15 protein-coding genes are annotated in these 16,833 nt (G+C 64.8%); 4 read left to right on the forward strand and 11 right to left on the reverse strand.

Translation table 11 applies throughout. From position 1 onward, the window contains the following. Positions 1 to 2 precede the first annotated feature (2 nt). A complete protein-coding gene (locus tag DT069_RS06175) occupies positions 3 to 1,757 on the reverse strand; it encodes a thiamine pyrophosphate-dependent enzyme (protein WP_119459423.1) in 1,755 nt (584 codons plus the stop codon). Positions 1,758 to 2,111: 354 nt separating this feature from the next. Between DT069_RS06175 and DT069_RS06180 the strand changes: the two genes are divergently transcribed. Continuing rightward, positions 2,112 to 3,377, forward strand: a complete 1,266-nt coding sequence (locus tag DT069_RS06180) for a tetratricopeptide repeat protein (protein ID WP_119459424.1) — start codon at positions 2,112 to 2,114, stop codon at positions 3,375 to 3,377. Between the two features lie 143 nt (positions 3,378 to 3,520). On the opposite strand, the gene doeB is transcribed toward DT069_RS06180, so the two are convergent. The 10 genes from doeB to ehuR all read right to left on the reverse strand — a co-directional run bounded on the left by doeB (position 3,521) and on the right by ehuR (position 13,178). Then, a complete protein-coding gene (gene doeB / locus DT069_RS06185; protein WP_119459425.1) occupies positions 3,521 to 4,543 on the reverse strand; it encodes a N(2)-acetyl-L-2,4-diaminobutanoate deacetylase DoeB in 1,023 nt (340 codons plus the stop codon). A gap of 4 nt (positions 4,544 to 4,547) precedes the next feature. Further along, the gene (gene doeA, locus DT069_RS06190; RefSeq protein ID WP_119459426.1) at positions 4,548 to 5,729 is read right to left on the reverse strand and encodes an ectoine hydrolase DoeA; all 1,182 of its coding nucleotides are present in this window, start codon (positions 5,727 to 5,729) and stop codon (positions 4,548 to 4,550) included. A 15-nt stretch (positions 5,730 to 5,744) separates the two neighbouring features. Next, a complete protein-coding gene (locus DT069_RS06195) occupies positions 5,745 to 6,737 on the reverse strand; it encodes a cyclodeaminase (protein WP_119459427.1) in 993 nt (330 codons plus the stop codon). A 25-nt stretch (positions 6,738 to 6,762) separates the two neighbouring features. Next, a complete protein-coding gene (gene eutB, locus DT069_RS06200) occupies positions 6,763 to 7,752 on the reverse strand; it encodes a hydroxyectoine utilization dehydratase EutB (protein WP_119459428.1) in 990 nt (329 codons plus the stop codon). A gap of 4 nt (positions 7,753 to 7,756) precedes the next feature. Continuing rightward, positions 7,757 to 8,563 (reverse strand): ectoine utilization protein EutA, encoded by an 807-nt coding sequence (eutA, locus tag DT069_RS06205; protein WP_425450045.1) that lies wholly within the window; start codon positions 8,561 to 8,563, stop codon positions 7,757 to 7,759. Continuing rightward, a complete protein-coding gene (gene ehuD, locus DT069_RS06210) occupies positions 8,563 to 9,219 on the reverse strand; it encodes an ectoine/hydroxyectoine ABC transporter permease subunit EhuD (RefSeq protein ID WP_119459430.1) in 657 nt (218 codons plus the stop codon). The genes eutA and ehuD overlap by 1 nt, the downstream gene beginning before the upstream one ends. Positions 9,220 to 9,228: 9 nt before the next feature. Beyond that, entirely contained in the window at positions 9,229 to 9,888 is a 660-nt protein-coding gene (ehuC, locus tag DT069_RS06215) for an ectoine/hydroxyectoine ABC transporter permease subunit EhuC (RefSeq protein ID WP_119459431.1), read from the reverse strand. A 78-nt stretch (positions 9,889 to 9,966) separates the two neighbouring features. Further along, positions 9,967 to 10,842 carry an ectoine/hydroxyectoine ABC transporter substrate-binding protein EhuB gene (ehuB, locus tag DT069_RS06220; RefSeq protein ID WP_119459432.1) on the reverse strand — a complete coding sequence of 292 codons (876 nt, stop codon included), beginning with the start codon at positions 10,840 to 10,842 and terminating at the stop codon, positions 9,967 to 9,969. A gap of 70 nt (positions 10,843 to 10,912) precedes the next feature. Continuing rightward, positions 10,913 to 11,698 carry an ectoine/hydroxyectoine ABC transporter ATP-binding protein EhuA gene (gene ehuA / locus DT069_RS06225; RefSeq protein ID WP_119459433.1) on the reverse strand — a complete coding sequence of 262 codons (786 nt, stop codon included), beginning with the start codon at positions 11,696 to 11,698 and terminating at the stop codon, positions 10,913 to 10,915. A gap of 94 nt (positions 11,699 to 11,792) precedes the next feature. Then, positions 11,793 to 13,178 (reverse strand): MocR-like ectoine utilization transcription factor EhuR, encoded by a 1,386-nt coding sequence (gene ehuR, locus DT069_RS06230; protein ID WP_119459434.1) that lies wholly within the window; start codon positions 13,176 to 13,178, stop codon positions 11,793 to 11,795. Between the two features lie 88 nt (positions 13,179 to 13,266). On the opposite strand from ehuR, the gene DT069_RS06235 reads away from it, so the two are divergent. From DT069_RS06235 to DT069_RS06245, 3 genes are all read left to right on the forward strand, one after another. Next, positions 13,267 to 13,755, forward strand: a complete 489-nt coding sequence (locus tag DT069_RS06235) for an Lrp/AsnC family transcriptional regulator (protein ID WP_162913011.1) — start codon at positions 13,267 to 13,269, stop codon at positions 13,753 to 13,755. A gap of 150 nt (positions 13,756 to 13,905) precedes the next feature. After that, positions 13,906 to 15,393: an NAD-dependent succinate-semialdehyde dehydrogenase gene (locus DT069_RS06240; protein ID WP_119459436.1), complete on the forward strand. Its 1,488-nt coding sequence runs from the start codon at positions 13,906 to 13,908 to the stop codon at positions 15,391 to 15,393. 37 nt (positions 15,394 to 15,430) lie between these two features. After that, complete coding sequence (locus DT069_RS06245; protein WP_119459437.1) at positions 15,431 to 16,828, forward strand: aspartate aminotransferase family protein; 1,398 nt, start codon at positions 15,431 to 15,433, stop codon at positions 16,826 to 16,828. Positions 16,829 to 16,833: the final 5 nt, after the last annotated feature.

Here is a 16,833-nt window from a genome sequence, read left to right on the forward strand (position 1 = left end):
AGTCAGATCAGCTCGCGGACCCGGTCGGACAACGTCGTCAAGGCGATCCGGCCGGCATGGGGCGTGCCTCTGGCCAGCGACTCCGCGAAGTGCCTCGCCTGCTCCAAGCTGACCCTGGGCGGCATGGGCGGTTCGTGCGGATCGACGACCGCCTCGATCAGGACCGGTCCCGGCTCGTTCAGCGCCTGTTCGAGCGTCTCGCCGCATTTGCCGGGGTCGTCGATGGTGTAGCCCTTGCCGCCGCAGGCGCGGGCAATGGCGGCGAAGTCGATTGGTTGCAGCTCGCAGCCGAACTCCGGATTGCCGAGAAACACCATCTGCTCCCATTTGATCTGGCCGAGTGAATTGTTTTTGATGACGACCACCTTCACCGGCAGCCCGTACTTCACGCAGGTGGCGAACTCGCCCATCAGCATGGTGAAGCCGCCGTCGCCGACGAAAGCGACGACTTGACGGTCGGGATAGGCGACCTGCGCCGCGATGGCATAGGGAAAGCCGTTCGCCATCGTCGCCAAATTGCCCGACAGGCTACACATCTGGCCGCGCCGCACGCGCATCTGTCGTGCATACCACGTCGCGATCGTGCCCGAATCCGAGGTGAAGATGGCATCGTCCCGCAGCCGTTTGCCTAGCTCCCAGGCCACGACCTGCGGCTTCATGGGTTTATCCTGGCGGGTGCCGCGCTCCTCCATCAGCGCCCACCATTTCTCCATTCCGCCCTGGGCCTTCTGCAGGAATTGACGATCCTCGTTCCGGCGCAGCAGCGGCAAGAGCACCTGGAGCGTGCGTTTCGAATCGCCGACGAGGCCGACCTCAACCGGGTAGCGGAGGCCGATCCGCTGCGGATCGACGTCGATCTGCACGCACCGGGCCTGCCCCGGCTTCGGGTAATATTCGATGTAGGGGAAGCTGCTGCCGACGATCAGCAGGGTGTCGCAGTCTTCGAGGGCGTCCTGCGACGGCGCGGTGCCGAGCAGACCGACCGAGCCCGTGGTGTAGGGGCTGTCGTCCGGAACGCTCATCTTGCCGAGCAGCGCCTTGCCGATCGGCGCGCCCAGAGTTTCGGCAACCCGCTCCAACTCCTCCGCCGTGCCTATGGCGCCGCGCCCGGCCAGGATCGTAACCTTCTTGCCGGCGTTCAGAAGTTCGGCCGCCCGGCGCAGATCCGCTTCGTCGGGCAGTCCAGCACTGCGGGAAAAGACATCCGACGTGTGCCCGGGGATGTTGCGCTTCGACGTCTCCGACCGCTCGAACGGTTCCTCCTGCAGATCGACAGGGATCGTCAGATGCGCAACGCCGCGATAGGCCAGTGCGGTTCGGCAGGCAAGATCAGCCGAGTTCTGCATATGCGCTGCTCCCATGACCCGCGTGTTATAAACCGCGACGTCCATGAAGAGCTTGTCGAGCTCGACATCCTGCTGCGTATAGGTATGCAGCAGGTCATGAAACTGCATGCCGGTGATCGCAAGCACCGGCACGCCGTCGAGTTTCGCATCATAAAGGCCGTTCAGGAGATGGATGCCGCCGGGGCCAGAGGTGGCCAGGCAGCAGCCGAGCTTGCCGGTCCACTTCGCATAGGCGCAAGCCATGAAGGCGGCCGATTCCTCGTGCCGGACCTGCACGAACCGGATCCTGTCCTGGCGCGTTCGCAGCGCCTCCATGATGCCGTTGATGCCGTCGCCGGGCAGACCGAAGATGACGTCGATGCCCCAGTCGTGAATGGTGTCTATGAGAATATCGGCGGCCGTGTCTGCCATGTTGAAATCCCTCTACTTGAGTAGGACGGACCAGGAAGCGGAACGAGCCTCGCCACTCCTATCGGATACAACGGGCGAGGCTGGTCGCGGTTCCGAGAAGGAATTGATGTTCCCGGCTGATGAACGAGAGGGGCGACTCTGTCTCTGAACGGAGGATGTTCCGGCTTCCCGCTGCAGGGGTGTTTGCCTTTCCTGTAGAAAATGATAGAACGATTCCCGAACGATCGCTGATTTCCGCGATTCCCAGGGGGCTCGTTTGTCGAGGATGCTTTCCGGAGAAGGGGCTGATATCGAGTTCCCGGGCCGGTCGACGGCATCCGGCTGGGCGCCTGCCCGAAATCGCCTGTGTCAGTGATGCGGCCCTCGTCGATGCCATGCAGGGCAACTCCGGCTTCGACATGGCTGGGCGCGATAGCTCTGATGGGCACGGCATTCGCCTTCGACTGCTCAGTCAACGCCAGCGCGGCCGAAAATGGCCCGCCCCCGCATGAGTGCGACAGGCAAGCGGCATATCCTCGGGATGACGCGCATGTCGCCGAGCCCGTGCCGTTCGACCGAATCGATGCCGAGAGTGCGATGGCCGCGTGCCGGGAAGCCCTGGACATGTATCCTGGCAGCCCGCGCTTCCAGCTTCAGCTATCGAGGGCTTATGACAAGGCGGGGCATGCCGATGAAGCGATGGAGCTTCTGAACGAGGCCGCGGCTTCGGGCTATGCGGGTGCGCAAAGTGCGCTTGGCGCGAGGCACTGGTATGGTGAGGGAGTTCCGCAAAATGCTAAGAAGGCGGTGGCCCTGCTGCGACCTTCGGCCGAGCAGGGGAATGGGTACAGCCAAGCGCTGCTCGCGTTCGCCTACCTCCAGGGGGACGGCATCAGCCTGGACCTCGAAAAAGCGAAGCATTGGGCCGAGAAGTCGGCAGGCCAAGGCAATGAGCACGGCCTGGAGCTGCTCGCCTTCCTCTACGAGGAAGGAATCGGCGTTCCCCGGGACACGGCGAAGGCCAGGCGGCTCCACGCGCAATCTGCGGAACGGGTTGCCGCGCTCGTCGAGCGGGGTTTCGAATCCACCAAGGACAACCTCTTCTCGATCGCGGCGCATCTGTTCGAGCAACCCTATCAGTCTGTCGACGACATCGACATTACGCAGGTTCGCGGCTGGATCGAGTGCCTCGCCGAAGATGGTCACGCAGACGCGCAGTATGTGCTCGGCCGCATGTACGAGCAGGGATATGCCACGCCGCGCTATCACTCAACGCCGGACCTCGACAAGGCCTACGCGTGGTTCAGGCAGGCGGCGGCAAACGGATCGGAGGTGGCTTATGAGCGCCTGCTCGACAATTACATGCAGCGGCTGACACTTCCACCGGACTACCAGCCGGTAATTGCGGGCGACTTAATGGGCCGCCCGCTCGATGAGGCTAAGGCCTGGCTTCAGGAAACGGCGGAGCTCGGCCGCATGGACTCGCAGCTTGCTCTCGGCGTCGCGTATCACCTGGGAAACGGCTTCGAGCGCGATCTCGACAAGGCACAGTTTTGGTACAAGAGGGCCGCGGCGCAGGGCAGCGACGAAGCGCACGACCTTCTTGATCAGGTTCAGGCGGACATCGACCGCCGAAACTGAAAAAGCGGAAAATCGGCAATAGTCCTGGAGCCGGGCACCAACTGTGCAGCGGCAGAACAACGCCAACGACAACCACGCGCCGACATGCCCCGGCTCCTGCCAGCTGGGGCATGTCGGCTCCTATGCTGCTTAGCTTCGAACTGTTATTCCTGCGGCACCGCGATGACGGCAAGGCAGTCGCCGCTCTGGACTACGCCGGGGAAATGCCGGGCGGCCAGGAGGCCGCCGAACTTGGCGCGATATTCGCGGGGCGGCGCGCCTGTCCGGTCCATCCTGTGGACACGCGCCACCACCTCCCCCTTCTGGACGGTCGCGCCGAGATCGACGCACATCTCCAGCAGGCCGTCGTCCTCGCAGGTCAGGTAGCAGTCGCCGGACGGCATATCGAGCCGAATGCTCGGTCCCAGCTCCGGTGCGCCAGCGAGAATGCCGGCATGCTTCAGGAAATTCCGGATGCCCCGGTCGGCGATCGCGACGCTGCGCGCGGTCGCGGTTCCGCCGCCGCCGAGCTCGGTCGAGACGAAGACCTTACCCATCGCCTCGGCCGCCGTGTCGTACATCCCGACGGCGTCGATCTCGAGCAGCATCATGCTGTAGGGGGCCGAGAAGGCGGCCATCGCCGCGACACAGCGAGCCTGCTGCTCCGCATCCGGCAAGATATGGGCCGCGGCGAAGGGCAGGAAGTCCAGCGTCCTGCCGCCGGCATGGACATCGAGCACATAGTCCGTCATGGGCAACAGATAGCGCTGGAAATAGTCGGCGATCTTCTCCGTCACCGTCCCGTCCGGCTTGCCCGGAAAGGCCCGGTTCAAGTTGCCGTGGTCGATCGGCGAGGTTCGCCGCCCGGCCCGGAAGGCTGGGTAGTTCATGGCGGGGACGATGATGACCCGGCCTGTCACGTCTTCCGCCGCCAGGCTGTTCGCCAGCTTCAGCAACGCGATCGGCCCTTCGTACTCGTCGCCATGGTTGCCGCCCGTCAGGATGGCGGTCGGCCCCTCGCCGCGCTTGACGACGGTGATCGGAATCATCACCGCGCCCCAGGCGGAGTCGTCACGGGAATAGGGCAGCTTCAGAAAGCCGTGCTGGACCCCGTCGCGGTCGTAATCGACCGTCGGCGAAATCGGCGACGGCCGGAGCGGCAGATCCGCATTGATGTGCACCAGCATCGGATCAGTCCTTTACGAGCAGCTTCCGCGGATAGGCGCAGAAGGTCTCCGCCCCATACGCCGTGACCCGGAAGCTCTCCGTGATCTCCAGCCCCCAATCGTCCTGCCAGATCGCCGGGATCAGGTGGAAGCACATGCCCTCCTTAAGCTCGGTCTTGTCGCCCGGCCGCAGGCTCATGGTCCGCTCGCCCCAGTCCGGCGGGTAGCTGAGCCCGATGGGATAGCCGCAGCGGCTCTCCTTCTCGAGGCCATAACGCGCGATCGTCCGCCGCCACGCCGCCTCGACGTCCTCGCAGGCATTGCCGGGCTTGGCGGCTTCCAGCGCCGCCTCGATTCCCTCCAGCACCGCCTTCTCGGTGTCGAGGAACTTCTGCGGCGGCTTTCCGAGATAGATCGTCCGCGACAGCGGGCAGTGATAGCGCTTGTAGCAGCCGGCGATCTCGAAGAACGTGCCCTCGCCCGCCTTGAAGGGCCGATCGTCCCAGGTCAGATGCGGAGCGGAGGCGTCGATCCCCGACGGCAGAAGCGGCACGATGGCCGGATAATCCCCGCCATAGCCGTCGACGCCGCGAACGCCGGTCCGGTAGATCTCCGCCACGAGATCGTTCTTGCGCAGCCCGGGTTCGACCAACTCGAAGATCCGGGCATGCATCGCCTCGACGATGCGGGCGGCGCGCCGCATATAGGCGATCTCTTCCGCCGACTTGACGGCCCGTTGCCAATTCACCAGCGCGGTGGCGTCCTTGAAGCGCGCATTCGGCAGATGCGACTTCAGCGACTCCAGGCAAGCGGCGCTGAAATAGTAGTTGTCCATCTCGACGCCGATCGCCGATCGGTCCCAGCCCTTCTGCGCGATGATCCCGGAGAGATAGTCCATCGGATGCCGTTCCGTGGACTGAACGTAATTGTCCGGATAGCCGATGATATGGTCGTGGTCCATGAAGACGGTGCGCTTCGCCCCGTTCGCGTCCTGCCCACGGCCATACCAGAGAGGGTCACCGTCTGTGGACAGAACAACGCATTGATGGACGTAGAAAGACCAGCCGTCATAGCCCGTCAGCCAGGCCATGTTGGACGGATCGGTCACGATCAGGAGATCGATCCCCTGACGCTCCATCGCTTGTCTGGTTCGGGCGATACGGCTGTCATATTCCGCCCGGTCGAAATTCAGGGAAACCTGAGTCATGCAAGGCTCCAGAAGTTAAGCATCGAAGGCAACGCCCGCGCCGTGCGCGTCGGCACGCTGACGGGCGAAACTGGCGATAGCGGTGTCCTGGACGCCGGTGCCGGTCAGATCGCAGATCGTGATCTGATCGGCCGAAGTTCGGCCGGGATGCCGACTCGCAATGATCTGGCCGAGCTCGGGCCAAGCCGTCTCGGCGGAAACGAGGCCGGCGGCGAGCGCGTGATGCAGCTCGCCGAGGACCGCGCATTGGCTCTGCCGATCGCAGACATAGAGGTCGGCCCGGGCGATCGCCTCCGGCGCGATCTCGTTCTTATGTTCCGCGTCCGAGCCCATCGCCGTCACATGCTGGCCGGGACGAAGCCACTCGGCCCGGATCAGCGGCTCGGTGCTGGGCGTGGTGGTCACGACGATGTCACTGCGCTCGACCACCTCCTGGACGCTTCCGCAGGGCGTCACGGCAATGCCGAGCGCGCGTCCGACCTCGTCGGCATAGAGGCGCGCCTTCTCGCCGTTGCGCGCCCAGATGAACGCCTCGTCGATGTCGCGCACGAGCTTCAGCGCCTCGAGCTGGAGCCGCGCCTGCCCCCCGGCCCCGACGATCCCGGCCTTGCGTGCGTCCGGCCGGGCGAGCCATTTCGCGGCCACCGCCCCGGCGGCGGCCGTGCGCACGTCGGTCAGGTATCCGTTGTCCAGCAGCACCGCCTCGACCACGCCCGTTTTCGCGCTGAACAGCACCATCAGGCCGTTGAGGCTGGGCAGGCCGAGCTTCGGGTTATCGAAGAAGCCCGGGCTGATCTTGATCGCGAAACTCTCGACGCCGGGCACATAGGCCGTCTTCACATCGACCTCGCCGTTGCGATCCTGCATGTCGAGACGCAGGATCGGCGGCATCACGACCGCCTCGGTCGCAAGTGCGCGGAAGCCATGCTCGACGCAGGCGACCGCGTCGGCGTTGAGCGCCACGCACTGCCTCAACTCGGTCTCTGTCAGGATCTTGATCGCGGACATGGATTCGCCCTTATGAACTCGCGGCTCAGTTTGGCCCTTCGGTCTGCTGGCCGGTAATGATCTTGCTGTGCAGGGTCATGTCGATGTTCCGTCCGGTGACGAGGACTGCCGTGACCCCCGGATCGCGGACGAGACCCGCCTTGAGGGCGGCGATGCCGACGGCGCCGCTTCCCTCGATGATCTGCTGTTCTTCCCAATAAGCATGGCGGATGGCGTCGGCGATCTGCCGCTCGTCGACGAGAACGATATCATCCACCAACTCGCGCACCATGGCGAAGGTATATTGATTGTCAAGACCGATCCCGCCGGCCAGCGAATCCGCAAGCGTCGGCAATTCCTGCACCTGAACCGGCTTTCCCGCCTTCTGACTTTCATGCATCGCCGCGCCGCGCTCCATCGAGACGCCGATGACGCGAGTCGCGGGGCTGACGCTCTTCACCGCCCTCGCCACACCTGATATCAGGCCGCCGCCGGACAGCGGCACCAGCACGGTCCGCGCCTCTGGCAGATCCTCCATGAGCTCTAAGCCCAGCGTTCCCTGCCCGGCGATCACATCGGCATGGTCGAAGGGCGGCAGCATGGTCATGCCCTCTTCTGCGACAAGACGATCGACCTCGATCTGCGCCTCGTCCTGGCTTTCGCCGACAATGCGGATCTCGGCACCCTGCGCCCGGATCCCATCGATCTTGTTCTGCGGCACAAGCCGAGACATGCAGATGATCGCATGCGCGCCGGCCTCGCGTGCCGCATAGGCAAGGCCACGACCGTGATTGCCCGTCGAGACACCGACGATGCCGCGTGCCTTTCGCGCGTCCGTCAGACTCAAGATCGCATTGGTGGCGCCGCGCAGCTTAAAGCTTCCGGTGGTCTGCTGCTGCTCGAGCTTCAGATGGACGGGCGCGCCCACCAGCGTCGTGAGACTCGGCGAAGCGACGATGGGCGTGCGCACGATCTTTCCCGCGATGCGAGCACGGGCGGCCTCGATATCTTTCAACGTGACGGATTGCGTCGCCATCGGCTCAAACCTCCGCCGGAGCGGGTAGCGCCATGAGCCGCCCGAGCGCCGGCCGCGCCTCGTCGACCCCACAAAGGCGCAGGCAGGCCCAGGCGGTGGCAAGATTGCTCGTGACCACCGGACGCCCGATGGCGCGCTCGATCGCCGGCACGATACCAGCCGACCGCAAGGCCGTGCAGGAGATGAACAGGGCTTCCGCGTCGGGCGCGGTCGCCTCGATCGCGGCGGTGACCAGCGATTCCGGGTTGATGCGCGCCATGATGCGGTCGTCATCGAGCCCGAAACAGGTGAAGCTGGCCACCCCGAAGCCGCGATCGGCGAAGTAGTCGGCCATCGACCTGCTGGTCTCGGCGGTATAGGGCGTGAGGATGCTGATCCGGCGCGCCCCGAGCACCGTCAGCGCACGCACTGCCGCGAGCGGCGGTGTGACCACGGGAACGCCCGGCTTCGCCGAACGGATCGCGGTCTCGACCGCGTCGTCACCGATGACGACGGAGGCCGAGGTGCAGGAATAGCAGACGGCATCAACCAGTTCGTCGGGAAGGATCAGGCCCGCACCCTCCTCCAGGCGGGGCTGCATGCGCCTCAGATTATCCGGGGTCGTCGGGTTAGCGAACGCGATGCGCGCGGTATAGACGGCGATCCCGTCGCTCGCGACCATCCGGCGGAAATCCGGCTCGGTCGTGTGATCGGTGGCGAGAACGACGAGGCCGACTCGCTTCGCGACTGGCCGATCGTCGAAGGCCAGAACGGTCGTCGCGCGCTGAATGGCGGACCGATCCATGACATGCACCCCTGTCGACCAAGTCATCAGCCTAGCCGCCCAAAGCGGCGCTCGAGCGCACGAAGCCCGATGACCGAGATAATGCTGATGACGAGGAAAAAGACGCCGACGAGCGTCATCGGCTCGAGATAGCGATAGTTGAAGTTCGCCACGCTGCGCGCCTGGTTCATCAGCTCGAGCACGGTGATCGCCGAAAGGAGCGGCGTCTCCTTGAACATGGCGATGAAATAGTTCGCGAGCGCTGGGATCATCGGCGGAATGGCCTGGGGCAGGATGATGTGCCGCCAGGCCTGCGGCGTCGTCAGATTGCAGGCTTTGGCGGCCTCCCACTGGCCGCGGGATACGTTCTCGATGCCGGCGCGATAGACCTCGGCCGTATAGGTGCCGTAATGCAGGCCGAGCCCGATCGTGCCCGCGACGAGCGGCGACAGGGTGAGGCCGAGATCCGGCAGGATGTAGAACAGGAAATAAAGCTGCACGAGCAGCGGCGTGCCGCGGATGAACTCCGCCAAGAATCCCGTTCCCCTGGAGAGGAACGGATTATCCGACCGGCGCGCGAGGGCGACGAAGAGGCCGACGACGAGGGCCAGGGCCGATCCCAGCAGAGTGGCAATGATGGTGACCTTCACCCCTTCGAGAAGGGTTGGAAGAATCTCCCAGACGAAGCTCCAACTCCATTCCATGGCCGGACCTCAGGAACGTACGCCGTCGAGGCCGCGCGTGAGGCGCCGCTCGAGCCCACGCACGCTCAAGGAAATGACGGAAGCGATGGCGAAATAAAGAAGCAGGATGGTGATGAAGGGCACCATCGTGTTGCCGGTCTGCGCACGCACGACCTGCGCCTGGAACGTCAGGTCGGCAAGCGAGATCAGGGATACCACCGCCGTTCCTTTCAGGAGCTCGATGGCGTTGTTGCCGAAGGTCGGCAGCATGATCACGAAGGCCTGCGGGACGATGACGTGGCGCAGGCACTGCCAGCGCGTGAGGTTGAGCGCGACGCAGGCCTCCTGCTGCTCCTTGCCGATGGACTGCACGGCGCCGCGGACCACCTCGGCGCCATAGGCGCCGACATTGAGGCCGAGCGCCAGCACGCCGGCCTGGAGCGGCGTCAGCGAAACGCCGAACAGCGGCAGGACGAAATAAGCCCAGAACAGCTGGACGAAGATCGAGGTGCCACGGAAGAACTCGATATAGGCCGTCGCCAATGCCCGGACGGCGGCGTTCCGCGACAGGCGGCCGAGGCCGGCGACAAAGGCCATGACGAGGGCGAGCAGCGAGCCGAGCAGGGTGAGCTCGATCGTCACCAACGCACCATCGAGAATAAGCTGGAAATAGCCCGACCAGCGTTCCATCGACGTCTCGTTCAGCCTCGGCTCTTGGTTTCACAAGTCGGCGGTGCGCGAGGTCCTCCCCGCGCACCGCCGTCGGGATCAATTCGAAGCGGTGCAGAGCTCTTCGCGCGTCACCTGCTTGGCCGCCTCCGCGGAGAAGCCATAAGGCTCGATGATCTCCGCGAACTCGCCCGATTCCTTCATCTCGGCCAGGACCTTGTCATAGGCATCGCGGAGTTCCGTGTTATCCTTGCTGAAGGCCGCGCCGGCGCAATAGATCGGCGCGCCTTTCACGGGCGCGACCATCTCGAGATTCGGGTCGTTCGCCTTCTTGAGTAGGTCGCCGATCGACAGCACGGGCAGCGAATAGGCGTCGATACGGCCGTCCTGCAGCATTTTGATTCCGCTCTGCCCGTCCGGCACCACGATCACACGGTCGCGCGGAACGCCGGCCTCGAGCGCAAGACGCTCTTCCGTGCCGCCGCCCGGGGCGCCGACTTTCGCGGTCGGATGCGCGGCGATGTCCTCATAGCTTTGAAAATTCAGCGGATTGCCCTTCGGCACTGCCAGTGCTTCGGCGTCGCAGAGATCGGGCTGCGAATAGGCGACCGCCTCACAGCGTTGCGGCTTCATGAACAGACCCGCGGTGACCGCATCGAACCGGCCCGCCTGCAGACCCGGGATCATCGCGCCATATTCCGAAACCGAGGCGACGACGTCCTCGACGCCGAGTTTCTTGAATACGGCACGCGCCAGATCCGGTCCCGCGCCGGCCACCGTGCCGTCCGGGTTCACCGCCGTATAGGGCGGCTCGTTGGCGATCGCGATACGAGCGAAACCCTGCTCCCTGAGCTCCTCCAGCGCCTCCTGGGCCATGGCCGGCGCGCTCGCGCCCAGAAGAATACCTCCCGTCGCAACGACGGCTGCCAGAGCAGTCCGGAATGTCACGAAATCTGTCCGCCGATCGAATGTCATCTCCCTGTTCCTCCTATTCTTGTCCAGGATCTCGATATGCGCGGGCTCACGCCTGCATGGCCCAACCCAGTCAGACACGCTGGCCGGCCGCGATGATCTTCTTCAGGAACGCCTGCGTGCGCTCCTCCTTGGGATTCGTGAAAATCTCGTCGGGCGGCCCTTCCTCGACGATGGAACCGCGGTCAAAGAACAGAACGCGGTCCGCGAAGTCGTGGGCAAAGCCCATCTCGTGCGTGACGAGGAGCATCGTCATGTCGGTCTCCTCGGCCAGGCGCCGCATGACGTTGAGCACCTCCTCGACGAGTTCCGGATCGAGCGCGGAAGTCACCTCGTCGAACAACATGATCTTCGGCTGAAGCGCGAGAGCGCGCGCGATCGCGACGCGCTGCTTCTGCCCGCCGGAGAGCTGGGCCGGCATCGCCTTCGCCTTGTCCGCCAGGCCGACCATGTCGAGCAGTTCCATAGCCTGCCGTTCGGCATCGGCCTTGGCGACCCCCTTGGTCAGGATCGGTGCCAAGGTGACGTTGTCGAGAACGCTTTTGTGCGGAAACAAATTGAACAGCTGAAACACCATGCCGATCTTCGCCCGCATCCGGTGCAGATGGCGTTCATCGGCCGGCGCGAGGCCGCCGTTCTTCGGCATATGGAAAAGATATTCGCCGTCGACCTTGATGTGCCCGCTGTTGATCGTCTCCAGCGTCATCAGGATGCGCAGGATGGTGGTCTTGCCGGATCCCGAGGGCCCGATCAAGGCAAGCTTTTCGCCCGGCGCGACCGTGAACGACAGCTCTTCCAGAACCCGAAGGGGGCCGAAGCTTTTCGATACGCGGTCGACTTCAATGATCGGAGCAGGCACGTCGCTCCTCCCTTGCGACTTCCGAATGCCACAGACGATGAAAGAGCAACAAAATCATGTCAATTGGAAAATTAAATCATGACATTTTGCCGCATCAGATCGCCAGCAGAACAGGCTCCGGATCGCTGCGCAGGAGATTGGTGACGATGCCGAGCCCGGTACAAAGGTCGTCCGCCGTGGTCGAGCCCACGGAGATGCGGACGGCGGAGTGGCGGACGCTCGGCGAGGTGGCGAAGGACGCCCCGGGCGCGATCGCGACGCCCTGAAGGCGCACGTGGGAAACGAAGGCCTGCTCCGACCGCCCCTCGCCGAGCGGCAGCCAGATATGAAGACTTTCCGGATGTGTCAGATGTTCGATGCCACGCAGCATCTCGGCGGCGATGCGGTGGCGACGATGCAGGGCGGCGCGCTGCCAGCGCACGAGCTCCATGGCCGTGCCGTTCTCCACCCAACGCGTGGCGAGTTCCGCGATGAGGGGGGTTGCCATCCAGTTCGTCACCAGATGACGGTTGGCCACGGCGGACACGAGCCGGTCGGGCACCACCAAATAGCCGATCCGCAGACCGGGAAGGACGATTTTCGTGAAGCTCGTGACATAGAGCGTCCGCTCGGGCGCCAGCGCGGCGATAGGCTGCGGACGATCCTTTACGAGCGGACCCAGGACGTCGTTCTCGATAATGGCGATGTCGCGCCGTCTTGCGATCTCCACGATGTCGGCGCGCCGCGCGGATCCGGTCAAGGTCGCCGTCGGATTGACCACGGTCGGCTGGATGAACAAGGCTTTGACGTCGCCCTGCCGGCAGGCGCGATCGAGCGCGTCCGGCAGGATGCCTTCCTCGTCGATCGGCAGCCCCTTGAGCTTCAGCCCGAGATAGGCGGCAAGCGGCACCAGCGTGTGATGACCGATCTCCTCGGTGACCAGCGTCGATCCGGGCGGGGTGACCGTCATCAGCGCGGTGGTCATCGCGGCAGTCGCGCCGTTGGTCAGGCTGACATTGCCGGCCGCGGTCTCGATACCGCAGGCCTTGAGCCATTCGAGGCCGACGACGCGATGACGGGCGAGCACGGCATTCGGCCGAAACGACAGGACGGTGTTCGGCGGCAGGGTCTCGGCGAGATGGACGAGCGCCTGCCTCATGCGGTCGAGATGCAGGGGCGCGCAGACCGGCTTCAGGATCGACAGGTCGATGACCTCGCCGAGCCGCTCGGGAATGTAGGGCGGGTCGGGCTCGCGCCGCGGCGCCCGGACGAAGGTGCCGCGCCCGATTTCGCCCGCGACGAGACCGCGCCGGATCAACTCCTCATAGGCGCGGCTCACGGTCTGCACGGACAGGTCGAGATCCTCGGCAAGCCGCCGATGCGTCGGCAGGCGCGCACCGCCTCCGAGGCGCCCGTCGGCGATCGCCCGCGCAATCTGGTCGGCGAGCGAGAGATAGGCCGGTCGTCGTAGGGCGGAGGGATCCGGGTACCAAGATGTCATGATTAATTAGATGATCGGAATCAGTGCAATTGACAATCGGAAAAGCGGTGCGGCATGGTCTGTCGCCGCACCTCGCTTCGGAGTCTCGATGTCGCCCATCAAGCTTGACGCTATCGATCTGCGCATCCTCGCCGAGATCCAGCGCGAAGGGCGTATCACCAAGCTCAAGCTCGCCGAACGCGTCAATCTCTCCCCCACCCCGTGCTGGGAGCGGCTGAGGCGGCTGGAGCAGGCCGGGATCATCGCGGGCTATCATGCGCGCATCAACCTGGAACGGTTCGCGCCCGCCGCGATGGTCCTGATGGAGGTGGTGCTGAAGCGCCATCAGCATTCGGACTTCGTGCGCTTCGAGGAGGCGGTTTGCGACATTCCCGAGATCGTCGCCTGCTACGCGACCGGCGGGGGTATCGACTACATGCTCAAGGTGGTCGCCCGGGACGTGGATAATTACCAGCGGCTGGTCGACCGCATGCTGATCGCGGATATCGGGATCGATCGGTACTTCACCTATATCGTCACGAAGCCGGTGAAGGAATCGCCCGAGCTGCCGCTCGACCGGCTGCTGGCGCGACCGTAAACCGCCGCGCAGCGCCCCTCTTCCGGAGAATCTCTCTCCTGGCGGGCCGGACGACGGAGAAAGTCTCTATGCGCGGGCTTGCGTTCAAAAACCTTCTCTACGGCCGTCCTGCTAACCTTTCCTGGTTGCTTGACAGACAGGGAGAACGCAATGCTGGCTCGCAAGACGGATGGCTTGGAAAGCGTCACCGGGTTGCTGCGCGACGCGCGGCTCTTCCGCGAGCAGGCCTATATTGATGGAAAATGGCGTCCGGCGGACGGCGGTGCCGTGTGCGAGGTGACTAACCCGAGCACGGGCGCGTCGATCGGCTGGGTCCCCGACATGGGAGTCGCAGAGACTCGGGCGGCGATCGCTGCCGCTGCCGCGGCCTTCCCATCCTGGCGGGCGCTGTTGCCGCAGGAGCGGTCGGCGCGGCTGCGGCGCTGGTACGAGCTGATGATCGATAATCGCGAGGATCTCGCGATCATCATGACAGCCGAGCAAGGCAAGCCGCTCTCCGAGTCGCGCGGCGAAATCGATTACGCCGCAGGCTTCGTCGAATGGTTCGCCGAGGAGGCCAAGCGCGTCAATGTCGAGGGCATCACGCCCCACCTCCCCGACTGCTCCATGATCCTGCGGCGAGAGCCGATCGGCGTGACGGCAGCGGTAACACCGTGGAACTTCCCCTCGGCCATGATCACGCGCAAGGCGGCGGCGGCCCTGGCGGCCGGATGCCCGATGGTGGTCCGGCCGGCGGCGGAGACCCCCTTCTCCGCCCTCGCGCTGGCCGAATTGGCCGAGCGCGCCGGCATTCCCGCCGGCGTCTTCTCCGTCGTGACCGGAAGCCCCGAGCCGATCGTCGGCGAGATCTGCGCCAACCCGACCGTGCGGGCGCTGAGCTTCACCGGCTCGACCGCCATCGGCAGAAAGCTCCTGGCGCAAGGCGGGGCGACGGTGAAGAAGATGTCCATGGAGTTGGGTGGCCATGCCCCCTTCATCCTGTTCCCGGACATCGACCTGGATCAGGCTGTCGCGGGCGCGCTCGCCGCGAAGTTCGCGACCACGGGACAGGATTGCCTCGCGGCCAACCGGATCTATGTTCACCGCGCCGTCTATGAGTCCTTTCTCAAGGCCTTCTCCAAGGCCGTCGCGGCACAGAAGATCGGCGACGGGTTCGAACCGGATGTCGCGCTCGGGCCTCTGATGCATGAGCGGGCGCTCGCCAAATGCGAGGAGCATGTCACCGACGCGCTCGCCAAAGGCGCGCGCCTCCTCACTGGCGGCGAGCGGCACGAGCGCGGCGGCCTCTTCTACAAGCCGACCCTGCTCGCCGATGTGACGCCCGAGATGGCGATCTATCGCGAGGAGACCTTCGGTCCCGTGGCGGCGGTGACCCCGTTCGACGATAGCGATGATATCGTGGCCATGGCGAACGACACGGAGTATGGGCTGGCCGCCTACCTGTACACCAACGATCATAGCCGCATTCAGCGCCTGATCGCCGGGCTCGACTATGGCATGGTCGCGGTCAATCGCGTGAAGATGACCGGCGCCCCCGTCCCGTTCGGCGGCGTGAAGCAATCCGGCCTCGGCCGCGAAGGCTCACGCCACGGGCTGGAGGAGTACACCGAGATCAAGTACGTATGTCTCGCCGCCTGAGCCGGACCGGCGACGAATTCAATGGATAGAGGATAAGATGAAAAGCAACTACACCGCCGAGCTTCGGGCGATCGACCGCGCCCATTTCTTCCATCCTTCGACCCATATGCGCCAGCATGCGGCCGGTGAGACGCCGAACCGCATCATCACCGGCGGCAAGGGAATCACGATCGTCGACAGCGAGGGGCGCGAAACCCTCGACGCGTTCGCCGGCCTTTATTGCGTGAATGTCGGCTATGGCCGCACCGAAATCGCCGATGCGATCCACGAGCAGGCCAAGCAGCTCGCCTATTACCACTCCTATGTCGGGCATGCGAACGAGCCGGTCATCAAGCTGTCCGAGCGGATCGTGAAGAAGGCGCCGGAAGGGATGTGCCGCGTCTATTACGGCATGTCGGGCTCCGACGCCAACGAGACGCAGATCAAGCTGGTCTGGTATTACAACAACATCCTGAACCGGCCCGAGAAGAAGAAGATCATCTCGCGCTGGCGCGGCTATCACGGCTCCGGCGTGATGACCGGAAGCCTGACGGGGCTGGAGCTGTTCCACAAGGCCTTCGACCTGCCGCGCGCACCCATCCTGCATACCATGGCCCCGCACCACTACTGGGGCGCGGAGGCCGGCGAGTCCGAACGCGATTTCTCGAAGCGCTGCGCCGCGGAGCTCGAGAAGATGATCCTGGCCGAAGGGCCGGAAACCGTCGCCGCCTTCATCGGCGAGCCGGTGCTGGGCACGGGCGGGATCGTCCCGCCGCCGGAGGGCTATTGGGACGAGATCCAGGCCGTCCTGCGCCGGCATGACGTGCTGCTGATCGCCGACGAGGTCGTCACCGCCTTCGGTCGCACGGGCGCCTATTTCGGCTGCCAGAAATACGACATCAAGCCGGACCTGATCACGATCGCCAAGGGTGTCTCCAGCGGTTATCTCCCGCTGTCGGGCGTCATCGTCGGCGAGAAGGTCTGGAACGTGCTGGAGCAGGGCTCCGACCAGCTCGGCCCCATCGGCCATGGCTGGACCTACTCCGCGCATCCGGTCTGCGCCGCCGCGGCGAACGCGAACCTGGACATCGTCGACGGCGAGAACCTGACCGAAAATTCGGCCGAGGTCGGCGCCTATCTCCAGGCACGGATGCACGAAGCCTTCGACAGCCACCCGATCGTCGGCGAGGTCCGCGGTGTCGGCCTGCTCTGCGCCCTCGAGTTCGTGGCCGACAAGGCGAAGAAGCAGCGATTCGATCCGAACCTGAAGGTCGGTCCGCGGATCTCCGCCGCCTGCCTCGAGCATGGCATGATCGCCCGGGCCATGCCGAACGGCGACATCCTGGGCTTTGCCCCGCCCCTGGTGGTCACCAAGGCGGAGGTCGACAAGATCGTCGAGCTTACCGAGAAGGCGGTCGCGAAGATCGCCGACGACCTCGTTCGCGAGGCGGCTTAAGTTCT

It is taken from the genome of Virgifigura deserti, assembly GCA_003576685.1.
GTDB lineage: Bacteria > Pseudomonadota > Alphaproteobacteria > Dongiales > Dongiaceae > Virgifigura > Virgifigura deserti.